This window comes from Spirosoma jeollabukense, assembly GCF_054777855.1.
Genome location: NZ_BAAHAD010000002.1, coordinates 1,226,689 through 1,249,454, shown reverse-complemented (window position 1 = coordinate 1,249,454; position 22,766 = coordinate 1,226,689). Strand labels below are relative to the sequence as shown.

General features: G+C 48.8%; 17 protein-coding genes and 1 tRNA gene. 9 read left to right on the top strand and 9 right to left on the bottom strand.

Annotated features, from left to right (window positions below):
* The first annotated feature begins 102 nt into the window (after positions 1 to 102).
* Complete coding sequence (locus ACYVEA_RS13540; protein ID WP_461113961.1) at positions 103 to 1,470, top strand: hypothetical protein; 1,368 nt, start codon at positions 103 to 105, stop codon at positions 1,468 to 1,470.
* A 143-nt stretch (positions 1,471 to 1,613) separates the two neighbouring features.
* Positions 1,614 to 3,221, top strand: coding sequence for a hypothetical protein (locus ACYVEA_RS13535; RefSeq protein WP_461113960.1), 1,608 nt, complete (start codon positions 1,614 to 1,616; stop codon positions 3,219 to 3,221).
* Positions 3,222 to 3,277: 56 nt separating this feature from the next.
* Here the strand turns inward: ACYVEA_RS13535 and ACYVEA_RS13530 are convergent, their stop codons facing one another.
* The 3 genes from ACYVEA_RS13530 to ACYVEA_RS13520 all read right to left on the bottom strand — a co-directional run bounded on the left by ACYVEA_RS13530 (position 3,278) and on the right by ACYVEA_RS13520 (position 5,619).
* Complete coding sequence (locus tag ACYVEA_RS13530; RefSeq protein WP_461113959.1) at positions 3,278 to 3,784, bottom strand: shikimate kinase; 507 nt, start codon at positions 3,782 to 3,784, stop codon at positions 3,278 to 3,280.
* Positions 3,785 to 3,872: 88 nt separating this feature from the next.
* Positions 3,873 to 5,015 (bottom strand): BT_3928 family protein, encoded by a 1,143-nt coding sequence (locus ACYVEA_RS13525; RefSeq protein WP_461113958.1) that lies wholly within the window; start codon positions 5,013 to 5,015, stop codon positions 3,873 to 3,875.
* Between the two features lie 49 nt (positions 5,016 to 5,064).
* Positions 5,065 to 5,619 carry a DUF1599 domain-containing protein gene (locus ACYVEA_RS13520; RefSeq protein WP_461113957.1) on the bottom strand — a complete coding sequence of 185 codons (555 nt, stop codon included), beginning with the start codon at positions 5,617 to 5,619 and terminating at the stop codon, positions 5,065 to 5,067.
* A gap of 103 nt (positions 5,620 to 5,722) precedes the next feature.
* On the opposite strand from ACYVEA_RS13520, the gene folP reads away from it, so the two are divergent.
* The 4 genes from folP to ACYVEA_RS13500 all read left to right on the top strand — a co-directional run bounded on the left by folP (position 5,723) and on the right by ACYVEA_RS13500 (position 13,344).
* Complete coding sequence (gene folP / locus ACYVEA_RS13515) at positions 5,723 to 6,580, top strand: dihydropteroate synthase (protein ID WP_461113956.1); 858 nt, start codon at positions 5,723 to 5,725, stop codon at positions 6,578 to 6,580.
* Between the two features lie 81 nt (positions 6,581 to 6,661).
* Positions 6,662 to 6,734: transfer RNA gene (locus ACYVEA_RS13510), tRNA-Lys, on the top strand.
* Positions 6,735 to 7,250: 516 nt separating this feature from the next.
* Positions 7,251 to 11,840, top strand: a complete 4,590-nt coding sequence (gene gltB / locus ACYVEA_RS13505; protein WP_461113955.1) for a glutamate synthase large subunit — start codon at positions 7,251 to 7,253, stop codon at positions 11,838 to 11,840.
* Positions 11,841 to 11,853: 13 nt separating this feature from the next.
* Positions 11,854 to 13,344 carry a glutamate synthase subunit beta gene (locus ACYVEA_RS13500; RefSeq protein WP_461113954.1) on the top strand — a complete coding sequence of 497 codons (1,491 nt, stop codon included), beginning with the start codon at positions 11,854 to 11,856 and terminating at the stop codon, positions 13,342 to 13,344.
* Positions 13,345 to 13,407: 63 nt separating this feature from the next.
* Here the strand turns inward: ACYVEA_RS13500 and ACYVEA_RS13495 are convergent, their stop codons facing one another.
* Both ACYVEA_RS13495 and ACYVEA_RS13490 read right to left on the bottom strand, forming a co-directional pair.
* Positions 13,408 to 14,118 carry a DUF2461 domain-containing protein gene (locus ACYVEA_RS13495; protein ID WP_461113953.1) on the bottom strand — a complete coding sequence of 237 codons (711 nt, stop codon included), beginning with the start codon at positions 14,116 to 14,118 and terminating at the stop codon, positions 13,408 to 13,410.
* 49 nt (positions 14,119 to 14,167) lie between these two features.
* The gene (locus ACYVEA_RS13490) at positions 14,168 to 15,103 is read right to left on the bottom strand and encodes an AraC family transcriptional regulator (protein ID WP_461113952.1); all 936 of its coding nucleotides are present in this window, start codon (positions 15,101 to 15,103) and stop codon (positions 14,168 to 14,170) included.
* A gap of 116 nt (positions 15,104 to 15,219) precedes the next feature.
* On the opposite strand from ACYVEA_RS13490, the gene ACYVEA_RS13485 reads away from it, so the two are divergent.
* From ACYVEA_RS13485 to ACYVEA_RS13475, 3 genes are all read left to right on the top strand, one after another.
* Complete coding sequence (locus ACYVEA_RS13485; protein ID WP_461113951.1) at positions 15,220 to 16,734, top strand: aldehyde dehydrogenase family protein; 1,515 nt, start codon at positions 15,220 to 15,222, stop codon at positions 16,732 to 16,734.
* A gap of 84 nt (positions 16,735 to 16,818) precedes the next feature.
* Positions 16,819 to 17,199 carry a DUF779 domain-containing protein gene (locus tag ACYVEA_RS13480; protein WP_461113950.1) on the top strand — a complete coding sequence of 127 codons (381 nt, stop codon included), beginning with the start codon at positions 16,819 to 16,821 and terminating at the stop codon, positions 17,197 to 17,199.
* A gap of 162 nt (positions 17,200 to 17,361) precedes the next feature.
* Complete coding sequence (locus ACYVEA_RS13475) at positions 17,362 to 17,796, top strand: DoxX family protein (RefSeq protein WP_461113949.1); 435 nt, start codon at positions 17,362 to 17,364, stop codon at positions 17,794 to 17,796.
* A gap of 176 nt (positions 17,797 to 17,972) precedes the next feature.
* Here ACYVEA_RS13475 and ACYVEA_RS13470 read toward each other — a convergent pair whose 3' ends face one another.
* The 4 genes from ACYVEA_RS13470 to ACYVEA_RS13455 form a co-directional block, all read right to left on the bottom strand.
* Positions 17,973 to 18,341, bottom strand: a complete 369-nt coding sequence (locus ACYVEA_RS13470) for a hypothetical protein (protein ID WP_461113948.1) — start codon at positions 18,339 to 18,341, stop codon at positions 17,973 to 17,975.
* A gap of 390 nt (positions 18,342 to 18,731) precedes the next feature.
* A complete protein-coding gene (locus tag ACYVEA_RS13465) occupies positions 18,732 to 20,057 on the bottom strand; it encodes a hypothetical protein (protein ID WP_461113947.1) in 1,326 nt (441 codons plus the stop codon).
* A 189-nt stretch (positions 20,058 to 20,246) separates the two neighbouring features.
* Positions 20,247 to 21,299 (bottom strand): spore photoproduct lyase family protein, encoded by a 1,053-nt coding sequence (locus tag ACYVEA_RS13460; RefSeq protein ID WP_461113946.1) that lies wholly within the window; start codon positions 21,297 to 21,299, stop codon positions 20,247 to 20,249.
* 111 nt (positions 21,300 to 21,410) lie between these two features.
* A complete protein-coding gene (locus tag ACYVEA_RS13455; RefSeq protein WP_461113945.1) occupies positions 21,411 to 22,766 on the bottom strand; it encodes a hypothetical protein in 1,356 nt (451 codons plus the stop codon).

The following is a 22,766-nucleotide window of genomic DNA, read 5'->3' as shown; positions in this document are numbered from 1 at the left end:
GATAGGTTTTTATGCTATTTTTGTAATCAAACCGATCAATCCCGTGTTATAGATTGAAAGGACGCTCAATATGAGTTTTTACTACTTTAATTCCCTTGCCAAATGAAAACGCAACGCCTATATAGCTATCTTTCTCTGGCTGCGCTGATGGGGTTCTGGAGTTGTACATCCAGCCGTCAGACGGCCCAGAACACTGGCGAAATGGATGATTTGTATGGCAATAATGGCAACTCTGCCTTGTACGCCAGCAACTCGTCTGATTACTCGTCTCTGTCTCCGCGTCAGCAACGTCAACAACAACGAGCGCTTCGTAATGCCAATCCCGATTATGTCGATGATCAGCAGTATGCAGCCAACGGTACGTCCAACACCGATGAGTATTATTCGGAGTTAAGTACCCGCAAACTGAACCGGGGGTTATCTCCTGATCCGGGCTGGAACGACAACAGCTATAACTCCGGCTTCGTCAATGGCTACAATGCAGCCTCGACGTCTGCCTACAGCTGGAATCGCTGGGGCTTCAACAATACCGGCTTCTACAACGGGTTGGGGCTTGGTTTAGGCTTAGGCATGATGGGCGGTTATGGTGGCTACGGCAGCGGTTTTAACATCGGCTTTGGCAGTCCTTTTTATTCTCCGTTCAATTCACCTTACGGCTACGGTAGTGCGTTTGGGTACAGTCCATTCTATTCACCGTATGGATATGATCCGTTCTATAGTTCCTACGCGTTCGGTGGGTATGGTGGTTACGGCGGATTCTACAACCCATTCTATAGTAGTTACTATGGTGGTGGCTACTACGGAAGCCCTGTTTACGTCAACAATGGCTACGTAGTGGGTGCCGATCCGTATCGCAGCAACCGTACCTCTGGGCCTCGCTTTACCAACGGTGCAGCAGCCCGAAACAGCTATTCGGCTTCGAGGAGTGGTTATAACGGAGATTTCGTAAATACGCCCCGTTCGACGAATAACAATAGTGGCAACGGTCGTGCAGGTGCCTATGCACCAGGTAGTTCGAACAATGCAGCTGTTAATTCAAGAAACGGCAGCAATAACGGATACTACGCAGCTCCTCGCTCTAACAACAGTGGTACGTATTATTACGATAATGGTACAAGTGGCAATGGCGGTCGTTCAAGTGCTAACACAGCTAACACTGCAGTGCCCTCCTACAATAGCAGCCGAGGATCAAACAGCGATTATTACGCTCGTCCACGGCAGAGTGCTCAAAGCTATACACCATCTACAAATGGCTACAGCAATGGTCGGAGCAGTTACCAACAGTCTCAGCAGAGCTATCAACAGCCGAGCTACCAACAGCCAAGCCGCAGTTTCCAGCAATCGCAGCCGAGCTACCAGCAGCCAAGTTACAGCCCCCCAAGCCGTAGCTTTAGTGCACCGAGCTCAGGTGGTGGTGGTTTCTCAGGCGGGGGTGGTCACTCCGGCGGAGGTGGTCGCGGTCCACGTTAATCAAAATATAGTTTTTTCATAAAAAATAAATCCCGTCGGTTAGCCAATCGACGGGATTTTTCGTTTTACTCACAGGAGCGATTAAACGCCAGCAAATAAAGATTGTCTTACAGCTAAAGCGCACCTTTTACCTTATTATAGAAATGAATAAATGCATAGGAATAACCGCGGGCTTTCTATTAACAGCTGCGGTTTCTTACGGGCAGGATTACTCGGCTGATGCCTTCCGTTATTCGGAACAGCCCATTACAGGTACGGCTCGCTTTCAGGGTCTTGGTGGTAACCATGCAGCCTTAGGTGGCGACGCCAGCAATGCCTGGGGCAATGCGGCCGGATTGGGTTTCTACAACCGGTCTGAAATCAGCATCAGCCCATCACTGCGGTTACTAAACAACAGCACGAATTATCTGGGCCAGACAACTAATACGTCAAAATCGTTTCCATTTGTTGGCTCGGCAACGGCTGTTTTTGCGGGAATGCCCAACAATACCTCCAGTCGGGGTCCGCGACGAACGGTTTGGGCAATCAGCTATTCGCGGCAGGCCAGTCTGGGCAATGAGTTTGTAGCGCAAGGCCAAAACAACCGTAGTTCAGTAGTTGATTCGTATATTGAAAATGCGAATGGAACGAGCAGCACTAATTTGGATAGCCAGTATGATTTCAACAACAAGATTGCCTATCCAAATACGTACTCTGACGGTTATACTGTTGGTGGACTTACAGCAGCGGCTTATCAGCATTACCTGATTAATCCATATTCATATCCACAGGATACATTGAGTTACTTCCGTTATGATAATGGCGTTCCCGTTAACCAACGTGCCAGTTTCTCATCCAGTGGAGCCGTGTCGCAATGGGGTGTATCGGTAGCCAGTAATTTTAAGGACAAGTTTTACATCGGTGGCACGCTCGCGCTTTCGCACACGAAATACAACTATACCAGCGTCATCAATGAGCAATATATTGGTGGCCGGGTATTTCGGGGTATTCAGGAAAATACCGATTATTCCGTAACGGGTAATGGTATTAATCTGTCAGTAGGCGCTATTTACCGTGCAGACCAAAACATTCAGTTTGGATTAAATATCATCTCTCCCACCTGGACAACCCGATCGTATCAGGAAACAACTGATCAGTCGCTGACTATTGATCCTATCGGTATTCCAAAACTCGATAATAACGGCAATCCAGTAAATTTCATACCCGACTTAAAAACGATTGCGGTCGCCCCGAATGACTTCAATTTCTCCATTTCTACACCCCTACGGCTGTCGGGTGGTGTCACTTATTTTTTGGGGAAAAGTGGATTCCTGACGGCCACAGCCGAATATGTCAATTATGGTGGCATGCGGGTTAACACAAACTATTATACAGCGGGTGGTGATAATCAGGCATTCAAACAGGATCAGACCAGCTACGTAAAAGGTATCTATCAGAACACGGTTAATTTCCGCGTAGGAGGTGAGTTCAGAAGTGGAATTTTCCGGGCACGCGTGGGTGGCGCTTATTTGCCGAGTGCGTACAAATCGACATTTGACTTACTCGCCCGCAACGGCGACCGCAATACGCTCATGTATTCGGGCGGTCTTGGGGTACGTAATGACCGCTTTTTTGCCGATCTGGCAGGCGTTTTTTACACGACCAAAACGTCCTATACCCCCTATTACCTGAATAATTCAAGTGATTATGCATCAGCCGCGTTAACAAACAAATACGCTAATTTCACTTTATCGGTAGGAGCGTTTTTCTAAAAGGACAATACAAACTGAATTATAAAAAGACGACCACCTTGGTCGTCTTTTTATGTTTATAGCCATTCTCCAAGCCTGTTTAATACGTCATTTTCAGTTGCTTCGCCTGAAATGATAATATTAGCCTGGCTATAAATCGGCAAACGGGTCACGTAGCGCTGCGTTAAGTTTTTCAGCAATTCAGGATCGTTAGGACTGTGAAGCGGCCGATCTTCCTGGGCATGGGACAGCATACGACGAACCAGAATGTCAACCGGTACGTCCAGAAATACGGATACGCCCGTAGCGTTGATGTATTCCATATTTTCGTGGAAACAGGGCATCCCTCCGCCCGTGGAAATTACCAGGCCTGCACCGGGCCGGATAGTACGTAGTACACGTCGTTCAGACTCCCGAAAATAAGCTTCACCTGATTTGGCAAAAATCTCGGCAATTGAGCGACCTTCTTCGCGAATAATAAGTTTATCGGTATCGACGAAACGACATTGCAAGGCGTCTGCAATACGCTTTCCCAGCGTACTTTTGCCCGATGAAGGCATGCCAATAAGGAAGATGTTTTTCATTAATTGAAAGAGCGAATGAGTGAATGAGTGAATGAGTGAGAAGCCATTCGGCTACATTTTTCGCTCATTCGCTCTTTCATTCTTTCGCTCATTTTACTCTTTCTAGTACCTCTGCGGCCTCGGGTGTTCTGTTGTAATGCCACTTGCCAAGAACGGTACCGTTTTTCATCAGCCAGGTACCTGGGTTCGAGCGCATTATTGTTTTCAGAACGGTAGCATCGGCTTTATAATAAGGGACATTTATCAATTGAAACTCTTTTCGAAACGCTTCTATCTCAGCGTCGCTGGTCGATGTAAGGATATATGGTGCTACGTTCGAGCCCTGCAAGCCTTCAACCAGTGATCGAATGGCGGGCAACGTACCGGCATCAATATCTTTTGTGTTTTTGACGATAATGAAGAGTTTATTGCCTTCAAAAGTCTGCTGGGTAAAATCACCTTCATCATTCCAGACGCGATAGTCTGTAATTTTGGGTTTGGCACTTGGATTCACCAGCACCATTTCCTTGAACTTATAGGTCGAATCCGTCGGATACTGCTCGAATTCGCTCTTTTTGCCGTCCTTCTCCATAATATACTTATAGCGAAGTGGCTCCGACGGTTTCATTTCGGAAGGAATATTTTTACCAACTGCATAGGGCAACAAATCCAGCGGAGGCAGAAACTGGACAGCGTAGATGCCAAGTGCCAGCGTTAGAATAATTGTCAGGTTAACCAGCCAACCCGTATTGCGGGAGCGTAACCGGTTTCGATGACCGATGATAAACAAAATCAGCACGGTCAGGACAACATCCTTGCCAAATGAGGTCCACGGTTTAAGTTTGATCGCATCGCCGAAACAACCACAGTCGGTTACCCGATCGAAATAGGCCGAATAGAACGTCAGAAACGTAAAGAACGTAATTAGAAAAAATAAGAGCCAGACCGTCACTTTAGGTTTGTAAGAAGCCAGTAAAGCGACTCCCAGAATGATTTCAGCCGCACAAAACAGCACCGACATAATCAGGGTAAACGGCACCAGCGCCATGAAAAAATTGTGCAGAAACGGTAAGTCCTGCGCAAAGACCTCAAAATATTCCTCAAACTTGATCTGTGTCCCAACGGGGTCGTTCAGTTTAATAAGGCCCGAAAAGATAAAGACAACCCCGACCAGAATCCGGGCGATACGAGCGGCAATAAGCATCGGGGGCGTGCCGGTCTTAACTTTAGGCTGCGTGGTAATTGGGTTCATAGTATGTAATGCGGCCGGGCTGGCGTACCAGCGGAAACCCGCTCTGAAGCTACAATTGCGGGTTGCCACCCGCATTACTTTTTATAAGACAAAAAACCGCGTAATTAATCATGTCCATGTAATTGGCCTCAACGCCTTCTGATACCAACGTATTGCCCCGATTGTCTTCAATCTGCTTCGTACGCAATAATTTCATCAGAATAATATCGGTCATGGAACTCACTCGCATCTCACGCCAGGCCTCGCCGTAGTCATGGTTCTTGGCAAAAAGCAAATCAATTACCTGCCCAATCTGCGCATCGTATAGCTGTTCGAGTTCATCGGTTGGAATATCAGTCCGTGCGTCTTTGGTCAACCGCAACTGAATCAGGGCCATAACGCAGTAATTAATGATCCCGACGAATTCTGGTTCGATGCCCTCGCCAACTTTACTAACTCCCGTTTCCTGCAAAGTACGGATGCGTTGGGCTTTGATGAAAATTTGATCCGTTATGCTTGGCAAGCGTAAAATCCGCCAGGCAGTCCCATAATCTTTATTTTTTTTTAGAAATAAATCTTTGCAGCGTTGGATAACCTGCCGATATTCGGTCTCAGTATTGCTCATAGTCGACAGTCAACAGTCACAAGTAAATAGCAAATCACAGAAACAAATTACTGACCGCAACGGCGGACCGTGACTATCGACCTAATGGCAATTGACTTTTTTTATGCCGAAAGTTACGAAAAAAACGTTGAACTGCCGGGGACGGCTGGTTGATTTGACTACCCCCGCCGTGATGGGTATTCTGAACGTAACACCCGATTCGTTCTTCGCCGGTAGCCGACTTTCGGTTGAAAATAGTATCTCGTCCGCAGCCGTGGACGTTGCCCAACGAATGCTCGGCGACGGTGCTACGTTTTTGGATATTGGTGGCTATTCGACCCGACCGGGTGCTGCCGAAGTCTCCCCAACCGAAGAAGTCGACCGGGTTTTACCCGTCATCGAAGCTATCTTGACAAACTTTCCGGATGCGCTGATTTCGATCGACACCTTTCGGGCATCGGTAGCACGGCAGGCCGTTAACGCGGGAGCGGTCATCATTAACGACGTAGCGGGTGGCACGCTCGATCCGGCCATGTTCCAAACAGTTGTTGCTCTTGACGTGCCTTACATCCTCACGCACATGCGCGGCACACCCCAAACTATGCAGTCGCTGGCCAAGTACACAGATGTTACAACCGAAGTGATTGATGAGCTAGCCGTACGCGTAGCTGAACTTCGGTCTTTTGGTCAAAAAGACATTATTCTGGACCCTGGCTTCGGGTTTGCCAAGACGATTTCACAGAATTTTGACCTGCTACATCACCTGGAGGCTCTTAGGCTATTTGACGAACCATTGCTAGTAGGTGTTTCGCGCAAGACAACCATCTGGAAAACTTTGGCTATCAGCGCCGATGAAGCCTTAAATGGCACCACTGTTCTCAACACAATTGCGCTCACGAAAGGGGCCTCAATACTACGGGTGCATGACGTTCGCGAGGCCGTCCAAGCCATCAGGCTGACACAAGAATTAACTTTTTTTTAAGTTTACTCTTGCGCTTATAAAATCAAAACCCTACTTTTGCATTCCCAAACGACAAGGACTTGTTTGCCGAATGGGAAAAATGATCTGGTAGCTCAGCTGGTAGAGCAATACACTTTTAATGTATGGGTCCTGGGTTCGAATCCCAGCCGGATCACAAAAGACTAAAGCCGCTCGTTTGAGCGGCTTTTTTTATGATACGTTTCCCAAAACATCTAACCGGTATCAGGCAGCGACAACGGGTTACGCTTGTCATGTTGGGCGTAAAATAGTAAAGGATGAAAATAGTTTTCAACTTACAGCTCCCCTTTCAGTAATTCTTCCATTTGTATACCGATTTACTATGAATTCAACTAGATTATACTAGCTTTTTTACATTCATAGGGGCATCAAGTACATTCAAATTGGTATTTTTCAAGAACAATTATAATCAAATTCACAATTGGTACCGTTTACTATTAAATTCTGACAAAAGCTGTTTTTGCCGAATTTTTTTGTTAGTATATTGCATGACTTTGTCACAAACGCTCGTCAGTCCAGTTGCTATCTTCCGATAAATTTACACGCTGGACTACCCTTTAATTTAGATTTTCTCAATAATCGCCCCTGTTTATTGCAATTCTTCAAATAGAAGACCAAGAAACAAGTGGCCTTATCCAACACTGTTACGACCATGTCTGATCAGGTTGACCAATTGGCGGGACTCTACCGCCCCGAGTTTGAACACGACAATTGCGGCATTGGCTTCGTGGCCCATATTAAAGGTCGCAAATCCCATCAAATCGTTTCGGATGCGCTCCAGATGCTTCGGCGGATGGAACACCGGGGCGCCGTTGGCTCTGAGCCTAACTCCGGCGACGGAGCGGGATTACTCATTCAGATTCCACACGAGTTTTTCATCGACGAAACCCGTAAACTGGGTGTTCATCTGCCACCCGCGTTTGAATACGGCGTGGGAATGGTTTATTTTCCGAAAGATGTATGGCTGCGCGAAGAATGCCGGGCCGTACTGAATCGGAAGATGAAGAAACTCGGGCTGGAATTGCTATGCTATCGTGTAGTACCGGTCAACAACAGTGATCTTGGCAACGGTTCGCGCTCGGCGGAGCCGCAAATGGAGCAGGTGTTTATTAAACGCCCGGCCGACGTTACCAATGCCGAAGATTTTGAGCGTAAACTCTACATCCTGCGCAACTCCAGTACCCGTGTCATCAATGAGACCATTGCGGGCGTTGATACGTTCTATTTCTCGTCGCTCTCCTGCCGTACGATTACGTATAAAGGGCAATTGACGACGCTGCAATTAGAACCGTACTTCCCTGATCTTCAGAACGAAGCTGTGGTTTCGGCGCTTGGCGTTGTGCATTCGCGTTTTTCAACCAATACGTTCCCGTCCTGGAAATTGGCGCAACCATTCCGGTATATTGCCCACAACGGTGAAATTAATACCGTACGGGGTAACGTAAACTGGATGAAAGCGGCCGAAGGTCTGCTCGAATCGTCGAAGTTTACGAAAGAAGAGATGGACATGCTGCTGCCCATCTGCGATCAGCGCCAGTCCGACTCGGCCAATCTCGACAATGCCATTGAACTATTAGTCATGAGCGGGCGGTCATTGCCGCACGTCATGATGATGCTCGTGCCTGAAGCCTGGGACGGCAACGATCACATGGATCCCGTTCGGAAGGCGTTTTATGAATTCCACGCAGCCCTGATCGAGCCCTGGGATGGCCCAGCGTCTATTTCGTTTACAGATGGACGTATCGTTGGCGCCACACTTGATCGGAATGGCCTGCGCCCGTCGCGTTTCTGGGTGACCAATGAAGACATCGTTATAATGGCTTCGGAGGTCGGTGTGCTGGATATTGATCCGGCAACGGTCGTTTCGAAAGGCCGCCTGCAGCCCGGCAAAATGTTCCTGGTCGATATGGAACAGGGACGTATCGTATCCGACGAAGAAATTAAAGCGGAAATCTGCGCCCGACAGCCCTATCAGACCTGGCTCTCCGAGAACAAAATAAAGATTCAGGATTTAGAAGCCCCCATCCGGTCATATAATCCTTACGACCCCGCCAAACTGTTGCGGATGCAACAGGCATTCGGTTTAACCTCCGAAGACCTGCGTATGATCCTGGCTCCAATGGTCGAAACAGGCAAGGAAGCCCTTGGTTCGATGGGTATCGACATTCCACTGGCCATACTCTCCGAGCAGAGCCAACACATGAGTCATTACTTCAAACAGTTGTTTGCGCAGGTGACCAACCCGCCCATCGACTCGATTCGGGAGCGGGCTATCATGTCGCTCATCTCATTTGTTGGGGCAACGTATAACCTGCTCAGTGAATCGCCGGAACATTGCCGTCAGGTTGAACTGGAGCAGCCAGTACTAACGACGCAGGAGTTCGACAAACTCCGGTTTATTGACAAACCGAAGTTCCAGGCTAAAACGATTAACTGTCTCTTTACCGCTGATGGAAAAGGGCAGTCGCTCGAACGCGCCCTCGAACGAATTTGCCGATATGCCGAAGATGCCATTCAGGATGGCTATTCCATTCTGGTACTGTCGGACCGGGCCATTGATTCCAGCCACGCGCCCATTCCATCACTGCTTTCGACATCCGCTATTCACCATTACCTGATTCGTCAGGGGTTACGTGGTAAAGTTGGGCTTGTGGTTGAAGCGGGCGATGTTTGGGAAACACACCACGTAGCTACGCTTATTGGCTACGGGGCATCGGGCGTAAATCCCTACATGGCGTTCGAGACGATCGCCAACATGAAGAGCAAAGGGTTGTTGCAGGTTGATTATGACCTCGACAAACTGTTCAAAAACTATGTAAAGGCCGTTAATGGCGAACTGCTCAAGATCTTCTCCAAGATGGGCATTTCAACCCTGCAATCGTATCAGGGTGCTATGATTTTCGAGTGTCTTGGCCTGAATGATGACGTAGTAAGCCGGTATTTCACAGGCACGGTATCGCGTATTGGCGGTATGGGGCTGGACGAAATTGCCCGCGAGATTCTGGTTCGTCACGCCGTTGCGTTCCCTGCCATGCCTGTCTTGGCACCACGTCTGGAAGTTGGTGGTATTTATCAATGGAAACAACGGGGCGAAAAGCACATCTTCAATCCCGATACAATTCACCTGCTACAACAGTCAACACAAAAGAATGATTACTCGATCTTCAAGAAGTACTCCAAACTAATTGACGATCAAACACAGAAGGCCATTACACTACGGGGTGTGATGAAATTCAAGAAAGGAGCCTCTGTCCCGTTAGACGAAGTTGAATCCATTGAAAGCATTTTCAAACGCTTTGCAACGGGTGCGATGTCGTTTGGTTCGATTTCCTGGGAAGCTCACACGACGTTAGCCATTGCCATGAACCGCATTGGTGGTAAAAGCAACTCGGGTGAAGGTGGCGAAGATGAACTGCGCTATAAGCCCCTTGAGAATGGCGACAGCATGAACTCAAGCATTAAGCAGGTAGCCTCGGGCCGGTTTGGCGTAACGAGCTACTACCTGACCAATGCCCGTGAATTGCAAATCAAGATGGCGCAGGGGGCCAAACCCGGTGAAGGTGGACAGTTGCCCGGCTTCAAAGTCGATGACTGGATTGGTCGGACGCGTCACTCGACGCCCGGTGTGGGTCTTATTTCGCCCCCACCCCACCACGACATCTATTCGATTGAAGATTTAGCCCAGCTTATTTCTGACCTCAAAAATGCAAACCGGGCGGCTCGCATCAGCGTCAAGCTTGTGTCGGAAGCCGGGGTTGGTACCATTGCGGCTGGAGTTGCCAAAGCCCATGCCGATCATATCCTGATTTCGGGGCATGACGGTGGAACGGGAGCCTCTCCCCTCTCGTCGATTCGTCACGCGGGGTTACCTTGGGAGCTTGGTCTGGCTGAAGCTCACCAAACGTTGGTTAAAAATAAACTCCGTGGCCGCGTTACGTTGCAAGCCGACGGCCAGATGCGTACAGGTCGTGACCTGGCCATTGCTGCGCTACTGGGCGCTGAAGAATTTGGTGTCGCTACAGCTGCACTGGTAGCCGCCGGTTGCATTATGATGCGAAAGTGTCATTTAAACACTTGCCCGGTTGGTGTTGCCACCCAGAACAAGGAACTGCGTGCGCTGTTTACGGGCAAGCCCGAACACGTAGTGAACATGTTCACCTTCCTGGCGATGGAGCTTCGCGAGATCATGGCCGAACTGGGCTTCCGTACCATCAACGAGATGGTCGGTCAGGCGCAGATGCTCGAACTTCGCGAAAATCTGCCGCACTGGAAATACAAGAAAATTAACCTGAACGCGCTGCTGTACAAAGAGCCAACCAATCTCGACGTAGCGCTGTATAAGCAGGAAGAGCAGAATCACTATTTAGATGACGTCCTTGACCGGAAACTGATCAAAGTAGCGCAACCCGTACTGGATGGTACGACGGTTGGCTCAGGTGAATCGGTTTACGCCGAATTTACAGTCCAAAACATTGACCGTAGTATTGGCACGATGTTGTCCAACGAAATCTCGAAGGTATACGGTGGTCCAGGATTGCCCGATAGTACGATTCATATCAAACTACGGGGTACGGCAGGCCAGAGTTTCGGCGCCTTTAGCACAAGCGGTATTAAACTTGAGCTTGAAGGTGACGCCAATGACTATTTTGGCAAAGGCCTTTGTGGAGCGCAGCTGATTGTGTATCCTGACCGGGTCGCGCAGTTTAAACCCGAAGAAAACAGCATTATCGGGAACGTATCGTTTTATGGTGCCACCTCGGGCGAAGCCTTCATTCGGGGTATGGCTGGGGAGCGGTTCTGCGTTCGTAACTCGGGTGCGAAGGTCGTGGTAGAAGGCGTTGGCGATCACGGCTTGGAATACATGACCGGTGGACTGGTGGTTATTCTTGGAAAGACGGGGTACAATTTCGCAGCTGGCATGTCAGGTGGTGTGGCGTATGTGTTCGATCAGGATGGCACGTTTGCCGCAAAAGTAAACCCCGAAATGGTCAGTCTGGAAAGTGTAAATGACGAAGATCAGGGCATTATTCGGGAGTACATCGAGAAGCATTTCCAGTATACCACCAGCAACGTAGCCCTTTCCCTTATTCAGAACTGGGATGAGCAGATTGGTTCATTTGTCAAAGTAATGCCGGCTGATTTCCGTAAGGCCCTCGCTGGACGGGGCATCTCACTGGCTGATCAGATTCGCGACAAAAACGTAGTGTATCAGGACATAACCGTAGACGTGACGCAGGGGTAATTAAGAAAGTACAATGGGAAAACCTACCGGATTTTTAGAATTTGCGCGTGAATTACCCAAAAAGCGCGACCCGCAACAGCGGATTCATGATTACAAGGAAATTGAAATGCCGTTTTCGGAGGAGGATTCCAAACGGCAGGCAGCCCGTTGTATGGACTGTGGCACGCCCTTCTGTCACAGCGGCTGCCCCCTTGGTAACATTATTCCCGAGTTTAACGATGCGGTTTATGAACAGAACTGGGCGTATGCCTATGAGATTCTGGCCAGCACCAATAACTTCCCGGAGTTTACGGGCCGTATTTGCCCCGCCCCCTGCGAAGCGTCTTGTGTGCTAGGTATTAATAAGCCGCCCGTTGCCATCGAGTTCATCGAAAAATCGATCGCCGAAGTTGCGTTTGAGCAAGGATACGTGACGGCTAAACCACCCAAAGATCGAACCGGCAAACAAGTAGCTGTGATTGGTTCTGGTCCGGCCGGACTGGCAGCCGCAGCCCAGCTCAATAAGGCGGGTCATACCGTAACGCTGTTCGAACGGGCCGACCAGATTGGTGGTTTGCTACGGTACGGCATCCCCGATTTTAAGCTCGAAAAGTGGACGATCGACCGTCGGTTAGCCGTCATGGAAGCCGAAGGGGTTACCTTTAAAACAGGCGTCAATGTTGGTGTAGACCTGAAAGCTAATGACTTACTGGACCAATTTGATCTGGTGATGCTCACCGGTGGTTCTACTGTTCCGCGCGATCTGCCAATTCCCGGCCGCGACCTGAAAGGGGTTTATCCGGCGATGGAGTTCCTCAGCCAGCAGAATAAACGTAACGCCAACCTACCCGTAGAGGTAGATCATCAGGGTAAACCGTATAGTGACGGTGAGTTATTGGCAACGGACAAACATGTTGTTGTGATTGGTGGTGGCGACACCGGTTCCGATTGCGTCGGTACGTCGAACCGGCATGGGGCCAAAAGCGTCACGCAGATTGAACTGATGCCAATGCCCCCCAAAGAGCGGGCGGCTAACACGCCCTGGCCAAACTGGCCTATGATGCTTCGTACCAGCACTTCACACGAGGAAGGCTGCGAGCGGCAATGGTCTATCAATACCAAGGCATTTATTGGCGACGAAAACGGAAATCTGAAGGCGCTACGTCTTGTAGACCTGACCTGGAAAAACGAAAATGGCCGGATGAATATGGTCGAGCTGCCTGGTTCTGAGCGTGACGTTCCCTGCGAATTAGCGCTGTTAGCCGCCGGTTTCCTGCATCCACAACACAACGGCCTCCTTGATGACCTCGGCGTGGAGTATGACGAACGGGGCAATGTGAAAGCAACGAACTACCAGACCACAACGAATCCAAAAGTATTTGCTGCGGGCGACATGCGCCGGGGTCAATCGCTGGTTGTGTGGGCTATTTCGGAAGGCCGCGAAGCCGCCCGGGCCGCCGACTGCTACCTGATGGGCGAAAGCCGACTCGAAGCCAAAGCTGTTTCAATGATAGCGGTTGAGTAAAATTAATTAAACAGGCATAGAAAAGCCGTCCCGATTGTCGGGACGGCTTTTCTATGCCTGTTTTTACAACGTTACGGCTTCTTCTTTCTCATCGAAAAATAGGTAATTCAGCAAATCGCAGTAGGGTTTGATGATCCGGCAACCACGCACGATTTCATCGGCGAAGTTGGGTTTCAGTACCTCTTTGTCAGTGTAGCGATGCAGGAAAAACAGTTCTTTTCGACGTAGTAAATCAATTTCAGGGTGATCGATCGGGTAACCTTTGGGCGACGTTTTCATTACTTCACCCGACGCTTCGGGGAAATACACCTTGAATTCATCAGCCTCAATAATGTTCTTTAGCTCCTCGACATTGTAATCGACCTCCTGCCGGAATTTAGCCAGGTTAGCCGGTGTCGGTTGCCACATGCCCGCGCCCAGAAAAGACTGATTGCCTGGCTGGATATGGACGTAGTAATCAATGCGACCCGAGTGTCGACCGCCGGGACCAATCGCAAATGCCAGATTAGATTTATAGGGTGACTTTTCTTTCGAGAAGCGAATGTCGCGGTTAATGCGAAAGATGCAATCTTTTACGGATGTGTTGGCCAGCGGTTCAAACGAACTCATGCTCGTCAGTACCCGCTCGACTACGTCACAGAGTTCTGTTTTGGCCGCATCGTAGCGAGGTCGGTTCGCATGAAACCACTCACGATTGTTGTTTTGAACGAGTTCGCGCATGAACTCCAGCGTAGGCGCTGTAAAGGCCGCTTTCGAAGCAGATTTTGTTGTCATAACTAATCAAAGATAAGCAATCCTGCCCAATCTTGATTCGATGTCCCCGTCAATTCAGCCCGAAAAGCTGCCGCTTGAATTGACGGGGACAGATGTGCTCCACGGAGCGGAAGGCATTGCTAAAATGCGTCAGGCTGTTGAACCCGGATTCGTAGCAGGCATCCGTAATCGTTTTAGCTGGATTGCTCAAAACAAGTTTGGCCAGTCGGATACGTTCGGTTAGTATAAACTGCGCAGGAGAAACACCCAGCTCGCTTTTGAAGAGCCGGAAGAAATGGGATTTCGACAAACAGGCCTTATCGCTCAGTTCCTCGACCGAGAGGGCTTTAGTCAGGTTCTCCCGGATATAGGCTACTACGTATGCCAGCCGATTCGTGCTGATGTGCTGGCTCGTTTGCCCTAGCAAGCCGTGCCGCACCTGCGTTTGCGATAGCCGGACAATGAGTTCACGTAGGGTGTTTTTGATAAAAAATGGCTTAAACGGATTGTTCTCCCGGAATAGACGTATCAGTTTATCAATTAACGAGCTAATCTCGGTATCGTTCTGCAAGAGGTAGTTCTCCGTATCCAACTGCCACTGGTCGCTGCTTTCGACTCGTGGTACCTGATCGTTCAGTTCAGCGACAGTTTCGCGGATAAAGTCGTCCGAGATCGTCAGCGCAAGGCAGCGGGTGGGATCGTTGGTCGTGGCATCGGGAAAATCAATCTGCATGAGCCGGTCCGACGGCAACAAAAGCGATTCGCCAGGCTGATAATCGAAGGGGTCCATGCTGCTGAGATGCATCACTTTCCGCCCACTCAGCATGCTCGTCATTACGGGCGAATTAAAGCGCAACTGAATCAGCGTGGCCTGTTGAAACGTCTCATACAAGTGTAGTTCGGCCTCATCATGACTGAGTGTCAACTTATTCTCTACCAGGGTGTCCAGCCGGTTTCCCCAGGCACTAACGGCTTCGTTCGTGACGCTTTTTCCTGCTTGTTTCATGATGATCGAGTATGGGAGGATTCCGCAAGTATATGAGAGGATAACGTAAAAATAGTTGTACAATTACAGCAAACTTTGTAAAAAAACCTATTAACTCATATAAACCTATTTCGAAGATGCAAACTGCAGAAGCAACGAGCAAGATTGCGCCCCGGCCCATGTTTAAAACTCAGTATGAGAACTATATTGGGGGCAAATGGGTACCACCTGTTGGAGGAGAATATTTTGATAACCAGTCGCCGGTAGATGGCAGTTTAATAGCCAAAATGCCCCGCTCGAAAGCGGCAGATGTCGATTTGGCCGTTGACGCAGCCCAAAAAGCATTTGAAACCTGGGGTAAGACCTCTGCTACGGAACGTAGTAAAGTACTGCTTCAGATTGCCGACGTCATTGAGCAGAATCTGGAGTTTCTGGCCCGTGTCGAAACGGTCGAGAATGGCAAAGCACTACGTGAAACTATGGCCGCTGACATGCCACTCGTCGTCGATCACTTCCGTTATTTTGCGGGTGTGATCCGGGCGGAAGAAGGTTCAGCCACCGAACTTAACGCTGATACGTTGTCGCTGATTATCAAAGAGCCAATCGGTGTAGTAGGTCAGATTATTCCCTGGAATTTCCCGCTGCTGATGGCCACCTGGAAACTGGCTCCGGCGTTAGCTGCTGGTTGTTGCGTGGTAATTAAGCCAGCTGAGCAGACGCCAACGTCGATCGCCGTTCTGTTCGAGTTGCTGGAAGGTATTGTGCCTCCTGGCGTGGTCAATATCATCCAGGGATTTGGGCCGGAAGCCGGCAAGCCGCTGGCGCAGCACAAACGCGTCAACAAAGTAGCCTTTACGGGCGAAACGACAACCGGTCGGCTTATTATGCAGTATGCGTCCGAAAACCTTATTCCTGTCACTATGGAATTAGGGGGCAAATCGCCCAATATTTTCATGAAATCCGTTGCGGATGCCGATGACGAGTTTTTCGACAAGTGCGTAGAGGGTGCTGTTATGTTTGCGCTCAACCAGGGCGAAATCTGCACCTGTCCATCGCGTCTGCTAGTTCAGGAAGACATTTACGACAAGTTTATGGAGCGGGTGATTCAGCGCACGAAAGCCATTAAACTCGGTCATCCACTGGATCCGGAAACGATGATGGGCGCTCAAGCCAGCAACGATCAGTACGAAAAAATTCTGTCCTACATCGACATCGGCAAAAAAGAAGGCGCTGAAGTCCTGACCGGTGGTGGTCCGGCCGACAGTGTAGAAGGTGGCTATTACATTCAGCCAACAATCTTCAAAGGGCACAATAAAATGCGAATCTTCCAGGAAGAAATATTCGGACCTGTCCTGTCGGTTACTACGTTTAAAGATGCCGCCGAAGCAGTTGCCATTGCCAATGATACGTTGTATGGACTGGGGGCAGGCTTCTGGTCACGCGATGCGCATGAACTATACACGATTCCACGGCAGATTCAGGCAGGTCGCGTGTGGGTGAACTGCTACCACGACTACCCAGCTCACGCACCATTTGGTGGCTACAAGAAATCGGGCTTCGGGCGTGAAAACCACCTGATGATGCTGAACCACTATCGTCAGGTCAAAAACCTGCTGATCTCGTATAGCAAAAACAAATTAGGTTTCTTTTGATTAATCAAAGAGGGAACGAGTGAATGAGCGAAAACTGGATGCGCCGGTTATATGCTTTTTCACTCGTTCAAAATTCCAGTCACTATGAATCGCGTAGACATCACTCCGGCCGCAGCCGACGTATTGAACAAAATCCGCGCTGAGCACGGACCGTTGATGTTTCATCAAAGTGGAGGCTGCTGCGACGGTTCCTCACCGATGTGTTACGAAGCCGGTGATTTCATTATTGGTTCGTCGGATGTGTTGCTGGGCCAGATTGATGGGTGCGACTTCTGGATGTCAGGCGATCAGTTTGAGTATTGGCAATACACCCATCTGACAGTTGACGTAACACCCGGGCGCGGGGCCAGTTTCTCGCTCGAAATTCCGATGGGTGTTCGGTTTCTAATTCGATCCCGCCTGTTCGAACCCGACGAAATGGCCAATTTAACGCCCATACACGTTGGTCCGCTGGAGGAAGTTTAAGCACTAGGACCAGCCAAAAAACGCACTAAAAAGTCGGCTTTAAGGAGCCGACTTTTTGGTATGCCAATACGCCAAAAACGCCAAATAACTATCTGACAATCAGCTTGCTTTTAACGGATCATACTACTATATTCGATTAGTATTCTCTAAACACCTGTAGTTATGAACCTGTTACATCGTGTTGAAAACTGGGGTGATGCGCATCACCCCGCCTGGACAGATGCCCTGCGAATTGTGCTGGGTATTATTCTGGTTTTGAAAGGTGTCAGTTTTATTAGTGACACAGCCTATCTGATGCGTCTGATGGGCGGACTGCATTTTCAGCTTTTTCCCGTAATGGCCGTTCACTACGTAGCCTTTGCTCACTTAGTAGGCGGCTTGCTCATTGCACTTGGCTGTCTGACGCGTCTGATGGCTATTCTTCAACTGCCCATTCTGGTAGCCGCCGTTTTCTTTGTTAACATTCGTCAGGGCTTTTCACCGCTGAATGCGGAACTTTGGCTGTCACTTATCGTGCTGATTCTGTTAATGGTTTTTATCGTACTCGGCTCAGGAAAGTTCTCGATGGACGAATACGTCAGGCAAAACGCCCGTTAACTAATCTGAATCATACTGGCGATCTACGAGGCTTCTAAAATAAACCCAAGTCTGAGTACGCTAAATAGCAAGATCGTGCTGTTTCTGTATAGTGGGCAGAAACAGCACGATCTTATTTTATATCCCCTAACCTAGTTCAATGAACAGTGCAGGGTATTCCTATTTATAATAGTCGACTAGGCATTTCGTATCATACTGGTATCCAGGCGAATTTGCTTCATGAGCGTCGAGAATGCCTGATCACATTTCTCCTGCGTCTTTCTGGAGGCATTATACCGCCGGGTTTCCTTATAAGAAGCATCAAAGGAAGCACCTTCCTTATTTTTGGTATTTACCAGACTTTGCCAGGCACCTTCATACGTACTTTTCTCCGGTACAGGGGGATCGCCTTCAGTAAGTTGATCTTCGGGCGTCATCTGTGCAAGTTCATCCACCAGGATCAGGAGTTCATCCAGGCATCCGTCCACCAAAAAAGGTCTATCAGAGAGGGTTTCAATCTCTCTTATTTTAGCTTTAATCCTCTGCACTTGTTCGACTTTAGTCATATTTCAGTTTGTTACATGTGATGAAGTCCCTCTGTACCAGCCGCTTAGCTTACCCTGCTCGAGATTGGCATCCTTGAGTCATCCGAAGCAGGCGCGGGGCAGTTATTCAACACGTTACAGTTCACACAGGCAAATATACGCCGAAGCTAGCGTTCGTCCCCTGTTTTCCACTGACCATTATAGCGCGTTTGTAATTTATTAACCGATAGCCTAAACAATATAGCTATCTGAACCAGGCTGAAACTAATAAATTTATAGCCTCTGGTAGACCTAGCGGCCACTTGCGCGGCTTAGATCAGGCTCGACAACTTTGGATGACTGATAACCAAAAGCCTGAAATATTCCTGGTTATACTACAATCGCTCAGTAAACGTGATGATTCACTGTTGTTTATTGAATGACTACGTCGCGTTCAAGCGGAATTCCGTCGATAACCGTGCCGTCTCCACGTACTACCTGTATGGTTAGTTGATAACGCCCGGTTGGCAGTGTTCCGGGGAACGTTATTTGTTCAACGCCCGTCGGTGGGTTACTACCAAACGTGACTGTATACACTTGCGCCGGATCGTCTAAACCCGTAAGCCGTAACCGTTTGATTGCCTTACTATCGTTTTGCGTAAATAAATAATAATTTGCGTTGAGACTGTAAGCTACTTCTCTAGCTAACACGATAGGCGTGTCAAACGAATAGGAATCCCCCAGTAGATTTTTAAGTGTCGCTTGTCCGGGCAACGACAACGCTTCAATAATCAGCGGTCGAGCCTGATCACTGATCGTTATGCGCCCGGTCGATGGGGTAGCTACGCCATTGATAAGTAACTGGGCATAATAATAACCGGGGGTAAGATTGATCGCCGTTGGCAGCCGAATACCCGGTTGTTTATCAACGAAGCCCAGCGCATCCAACGTCAGTGCTGGCTGATTACGCCCCAGAATACGAACACTCAACTTATCATCTTTATAGAAATTCGACCCATACAAAAGATAATCACCCGAGTTAAGCTGGAATGTATAATTGGCGTTAAAATTTGCCTGGGTCGTTCCTTTGAGCAGTTGAATGGACTGAGCCAGGGTAGCCGTTCGTCCATTTGGCTTAGTTAACTCGACAGTATAGTCGCCGGGCTTGTAGTAGGTTTCATAGCCATTCAGGTAAATAGACACAATCGTAGCGCCATCTGTTGCAGACGTGCGATCGCAAATCGATTCGCGTCCAAACACCACAACACTTGGCTGAACCCGTTCGCCAGACACCTTATTGATAAGTGTTAACGTGTTGTTTTGGTAGCCAGATCCGTCAACGTAATTATACACCGGCAAGCATATATAGTTAGTCTGGTTACCAACGGAATAGGCCTGAGGACCTGATAACGTACCAAACCTCAGATCGCCAGCAGCCTTCAAAACTATTGTGTATGTGTTCGTTTTGTTGTCACTCGTTCTGACTATCAAGGGAAAGTTACTGGCAACCGCGAAAATATCAAGTACGTAATCGTTCCCATAAGCCACCGTCGTACTGGGTGTCAACGTCAGCGTTGGCTTGAGAAAACTGGCCGAATAGCCTGTCGGTATGGTTACCGTTATTTGTTTGGTATCCTGATTGACCTGGATATTTTGGTCTGGAATGTCAGGAATACGAACGGCCAGAACGCGTGGTTCGCCATTAGGGCCAAAACCCGGATCAACCTCATTTTCTTTCCTGCAGGACTGGGTAAGCAAAAGCAAAGAAAGGCCTAAAAATAGGGTGACGGAATAAAGACTACTCCGGTACCTGATTCGCTGAGTTAACATACGCATCTGCCTGATCACTTATTTTGTTGAAACCAGACAGCTTATCGTTTGTTGTTAAAAACTAACTAATGTCGAAACAAAAAGGCCCTGTTCTGAGCCGTTAACGAACTATATGATTCAGAAAATGTAGCGAATCTCACACCAGGGAATCTCCTCCTGTACCAGGCCTTTGAACACCTCAACCATCTTGCTTTTCAACTGGTGAGCATAGCGGATATTCCATCCTCCAAACTGGCTGACTTTGCTCTCCTGCAACTCGGGCACCCACAGCAATTCCTCAGCTTTTGGATTTATAGCCAGATTCGCCTGGTGTTGCCATTGGTTATGCGTCAGAAAGATCACTTCAGCTTTGAGTTGCGCCCGGACTTCAGGCCGTAAAGCCGCATCAAGCTGGCGAAATAAGTCACGATAATCGTTGCGCCAGGCTTTTCGGTCGCCATCGGGACCGCTATACACGATAACCGGCGAAAAATTGATATGCACCTCATAGCCTGCGTCATAGAAGTCATTGATAGCGGCAATACGTTTCTCAATGCTGTCGGTACGCACATCCACCAGTTTACTCACATGGCTGGGCATCAGGCTAAATCGAATGCGCACTTTATGTTTGGGGTCAAAATCGAGCAGGTCACGGTTGACAAATTTGGTCGCAAAGGTCGCTTTAGCCCGGGGGTGATCGCGGTAGAATTCGAACACCTGCTGAATGCCCTCCGTCAGGTTATAGTCAATCGAAATATCGGAATTACAGCCGATGTCATACGTCCAGTACGTAGCATCGGTTTGATTAGCGGGCTTAGGCCATGCCAATGCCTGAACGTGCTGATCGATGGTTGCCATGTTCTCCTCAACGTTTGTAAACAGCGTGATCGGATTAACATTCTTGTGCCGATCAACGTAGCAGTAGGTGCAGCCGCCAAAGCATCCGTTGGCTAAACTTGGCGCGATATAATCTGCACTCCGGCCACTCCATTTTACATCCCGACTTTTTAGTTTACCCAACACGAGCACATCGGATTTGACCTTGAAATGATTCATGCCCAATTCCGGCAGGCGATTGTGCTGTTTCACTTCAAGTCGTTCTGCATCGGGGAACTGCGCCAGTACGGCTTCTCCACGATCATTGAGGGCATCGGCGGTGTAGAGAATGAGAGACGGTTTGAAATCAGGCATTAAACAGACGTTGAGTGTATATCCTTAATAACGTCTGACAACAACGCTTAGTTCAAAGAATTATTTAGATAATCGTCTGAATAACAAATCTTTATAAAATAAAAACAGGTTTTACTCAGGCTTAATTTTAGCAGGCAGCAAATGGTCTGTGTTCTTTGTAGACGAGTCAAATTTATCCTCGAAAGCAACGGTTCCATCAGGTTGCGAGAAACGAACGAAATCTACCGATCCGGTCCCTTCGAAGTCATAACTAATACCAACAATGTCCTGGGCGACCGTAGGTATGCGGGTTTTATAGGCCATTTTACCACCAACAAACACCTGCATTTGCCCATTTCGAACGTCGCAACGCAGGTCTGTCCACTTCGATAAATCCGTGCCAAAGGCCGACAAATCCGTCGTTTTAGCTTCGGCCGAATGCCCCGCCAGGTAGAGTTGCAAATCGCCAATGCATCCTTTCGCCGACAGTGGAATAGAGAAAATCTCATTCTTGCAAAGAATGGTGATTGTAACGTACTGACAAACGGAGGAACCCTGTTTGACATCACTTTTCAGCCGTGTTTCCAGCGTAAAATTATTATCACGAAGATTCTTGAAGTCCCGAACGTAGCGGTAGCGAACCGTCGGTGGTTGGGGCTGCATGGGAACATTATGCTGCTGAATCAATGCTACCGGCAAACTCAACACGCCATTTCGAATGACCTCGTTTGGTTTGACATAAACGGGTACTGGTTCCTGCATGATCACTACGTGCCAGCCGCCCGACGGAATCAGGAGATCATGCTCCCGAACGATCTGATCGCCCACCACCAGCTTCGCCCGAAAATAGCCAGGATGGTAGTAGATCGAGCTGTGTTCGTGACCGTTCCTGGGTACGGCCTGGCGTCGGCGCGGATCCCACGATTGCTGAATAAACACTGAATCGGTTGGCGAAGCGGTGGCGTCGTAATGAAACACAACCGAGTTCGGAATGCCGCTCGTTACGTATTGACTGCTGAACGAAAAATCATCGGGCGAAAGGGGCGCTCGTTTGACGTAATTTAGAAAAAACAACCCCACACCGACTAGCCCAACAAGCAGTCCCGCTCCCATCCACCAGCGTTTCAAGGTAGATCGGCGTTCTGAACGAACCGGCTCCGATACAATGGGATCAGCGATTTCAGAAGCCGACTCTGGCGCTATTGGTTCTGGCTGCGATGCGCGTTTAAAATGCTGCCAGTTTTCGTATCCTACAAACTGGACCAACGCAGTCAGTGTCGTGGCGGTAGGTGCGGATTTGTACTTCACCCGCCCCCATACCCGCTTGAGAGTCGTAACACTGAGCGACACGCCTGTTTGTTCAGCAATACGTTCGCTGAGCCGCTCAAAATCCTGCGTTGCCCAACTGTCACTACGTCCCCACCCTACCTTCTCTTCGATCAGCCGACGACAACGGATAAGCTCCTGATCTTCCTGTTGGGTTATCAT

Coding starts and splice junctions, on each gene's coding strand:
- ACYVEA_RS13540 (WP_461113961.1), top strand. CDS start 103: ATGAAAACGCAACGCCTATATAGCTATCTTTCTCTGGCTGCGCTGATG.
- ACYVEA_RS13535 (WP_461113960.1), top strand. CDS start 1,614: ATGAATAAATGCATAGGAATAACCGCGGGCTTTCTATTAACAGCTGCG.
- ACYVEA_RS13530 (WP_461113959.1), bottom strand. CDS start 3,784: ATGAAAAACATCTTCCTTATTGGCATGCCTTCATCGGGCAAAAGTACG.
- ACYVEA_RS13525 (WP_461113958.1), bottom strand. CDS start 5,015: ATGAACCCAATTACCACGCAGCCTAAAGTTAAGACCGGCACGCCCCCG.
- ACYVEA_RS13520 (WP_461113957.1), bottom strand. CDS start 5,619: ATGAGCAATACTGAGACCGAATATCGGCAGGTTATCCAACGCTGCAAA.
- folP (WP_461113956.1), top strand. CDS start 5,723: ATGCCGAAAGTTACGAAAAAAACGTTGAACTGCCGGGGACGGCTGGTT.
- gltB (WP_461113955.1), top strand. CDS start 7,251: ATGTCTGATCAGGTTGACCAATTGGCGGGACTCTACCGCCCCGAGTTT.
- ACYVEA_RS13500 (WP_461113954.1), top strand. CDS start 11,854: ATGGGAAAACCTACCGGATTTTTAGAATTTGCGCGTGAATTACCCAAA.
- ACYVEA_RS13495 (WP_461113953.1), bottom strand. CDS start 14,118: ATGACAACAAAATCTGCTTCGAAAGCGGCCTTTACAGCGCCTACGCTG.
- ACYVEA_RS13490 (WP_461113952.1), bottom strand. CDS start 15,103: ATGAAACAAGCAGGAAAAAGCGTCACGAACGAAGCCGTTAGTGCCTGG.
- ACYVEA_RS13485 (WP_461113951.1), top strand. CDS start 15,220: ATGCAAACTGCAGAAGCAACGAGCAAGATTGCGCCCCGGCCCATGTTT.
- ACYVEA_RS13480 (WP_461113950.1), top strand. CDS start 16,819: ATGAATCGCGTAGACATCACTCCGGCCGCAGCCGACGTATTGAACAAA.
- ACYVEA_RS13475 (WP_461113949.1), top strand. CDS start 17,362: ATGAACCTGTTACATCGTGTTGAAAACTGGGGTGATGCGCATCACCCC.
- ACYVEA_RS13470 (WP_461113948.1), bottom strand. CDS start 18,341: ATGACTAAAGTCGAACAAGTGCAGAGGATTAAAGCTAAAATAAGAGAG.
- ACYVEA_RS13460 (WP_461113946.1), bottom strand. CDS start 21,299: ATGCCTGATTTCAAACCGTCTCTCATTCTCTACACCGCCGATGCCCTC.
- ACYVEA_RS13455 (WP_461113945.1), bottom strand. CDS start 22,766: ATGATAACCCAACAGGAAGATCAGGAGCTTATCCGTTGTCGTCGGCTG.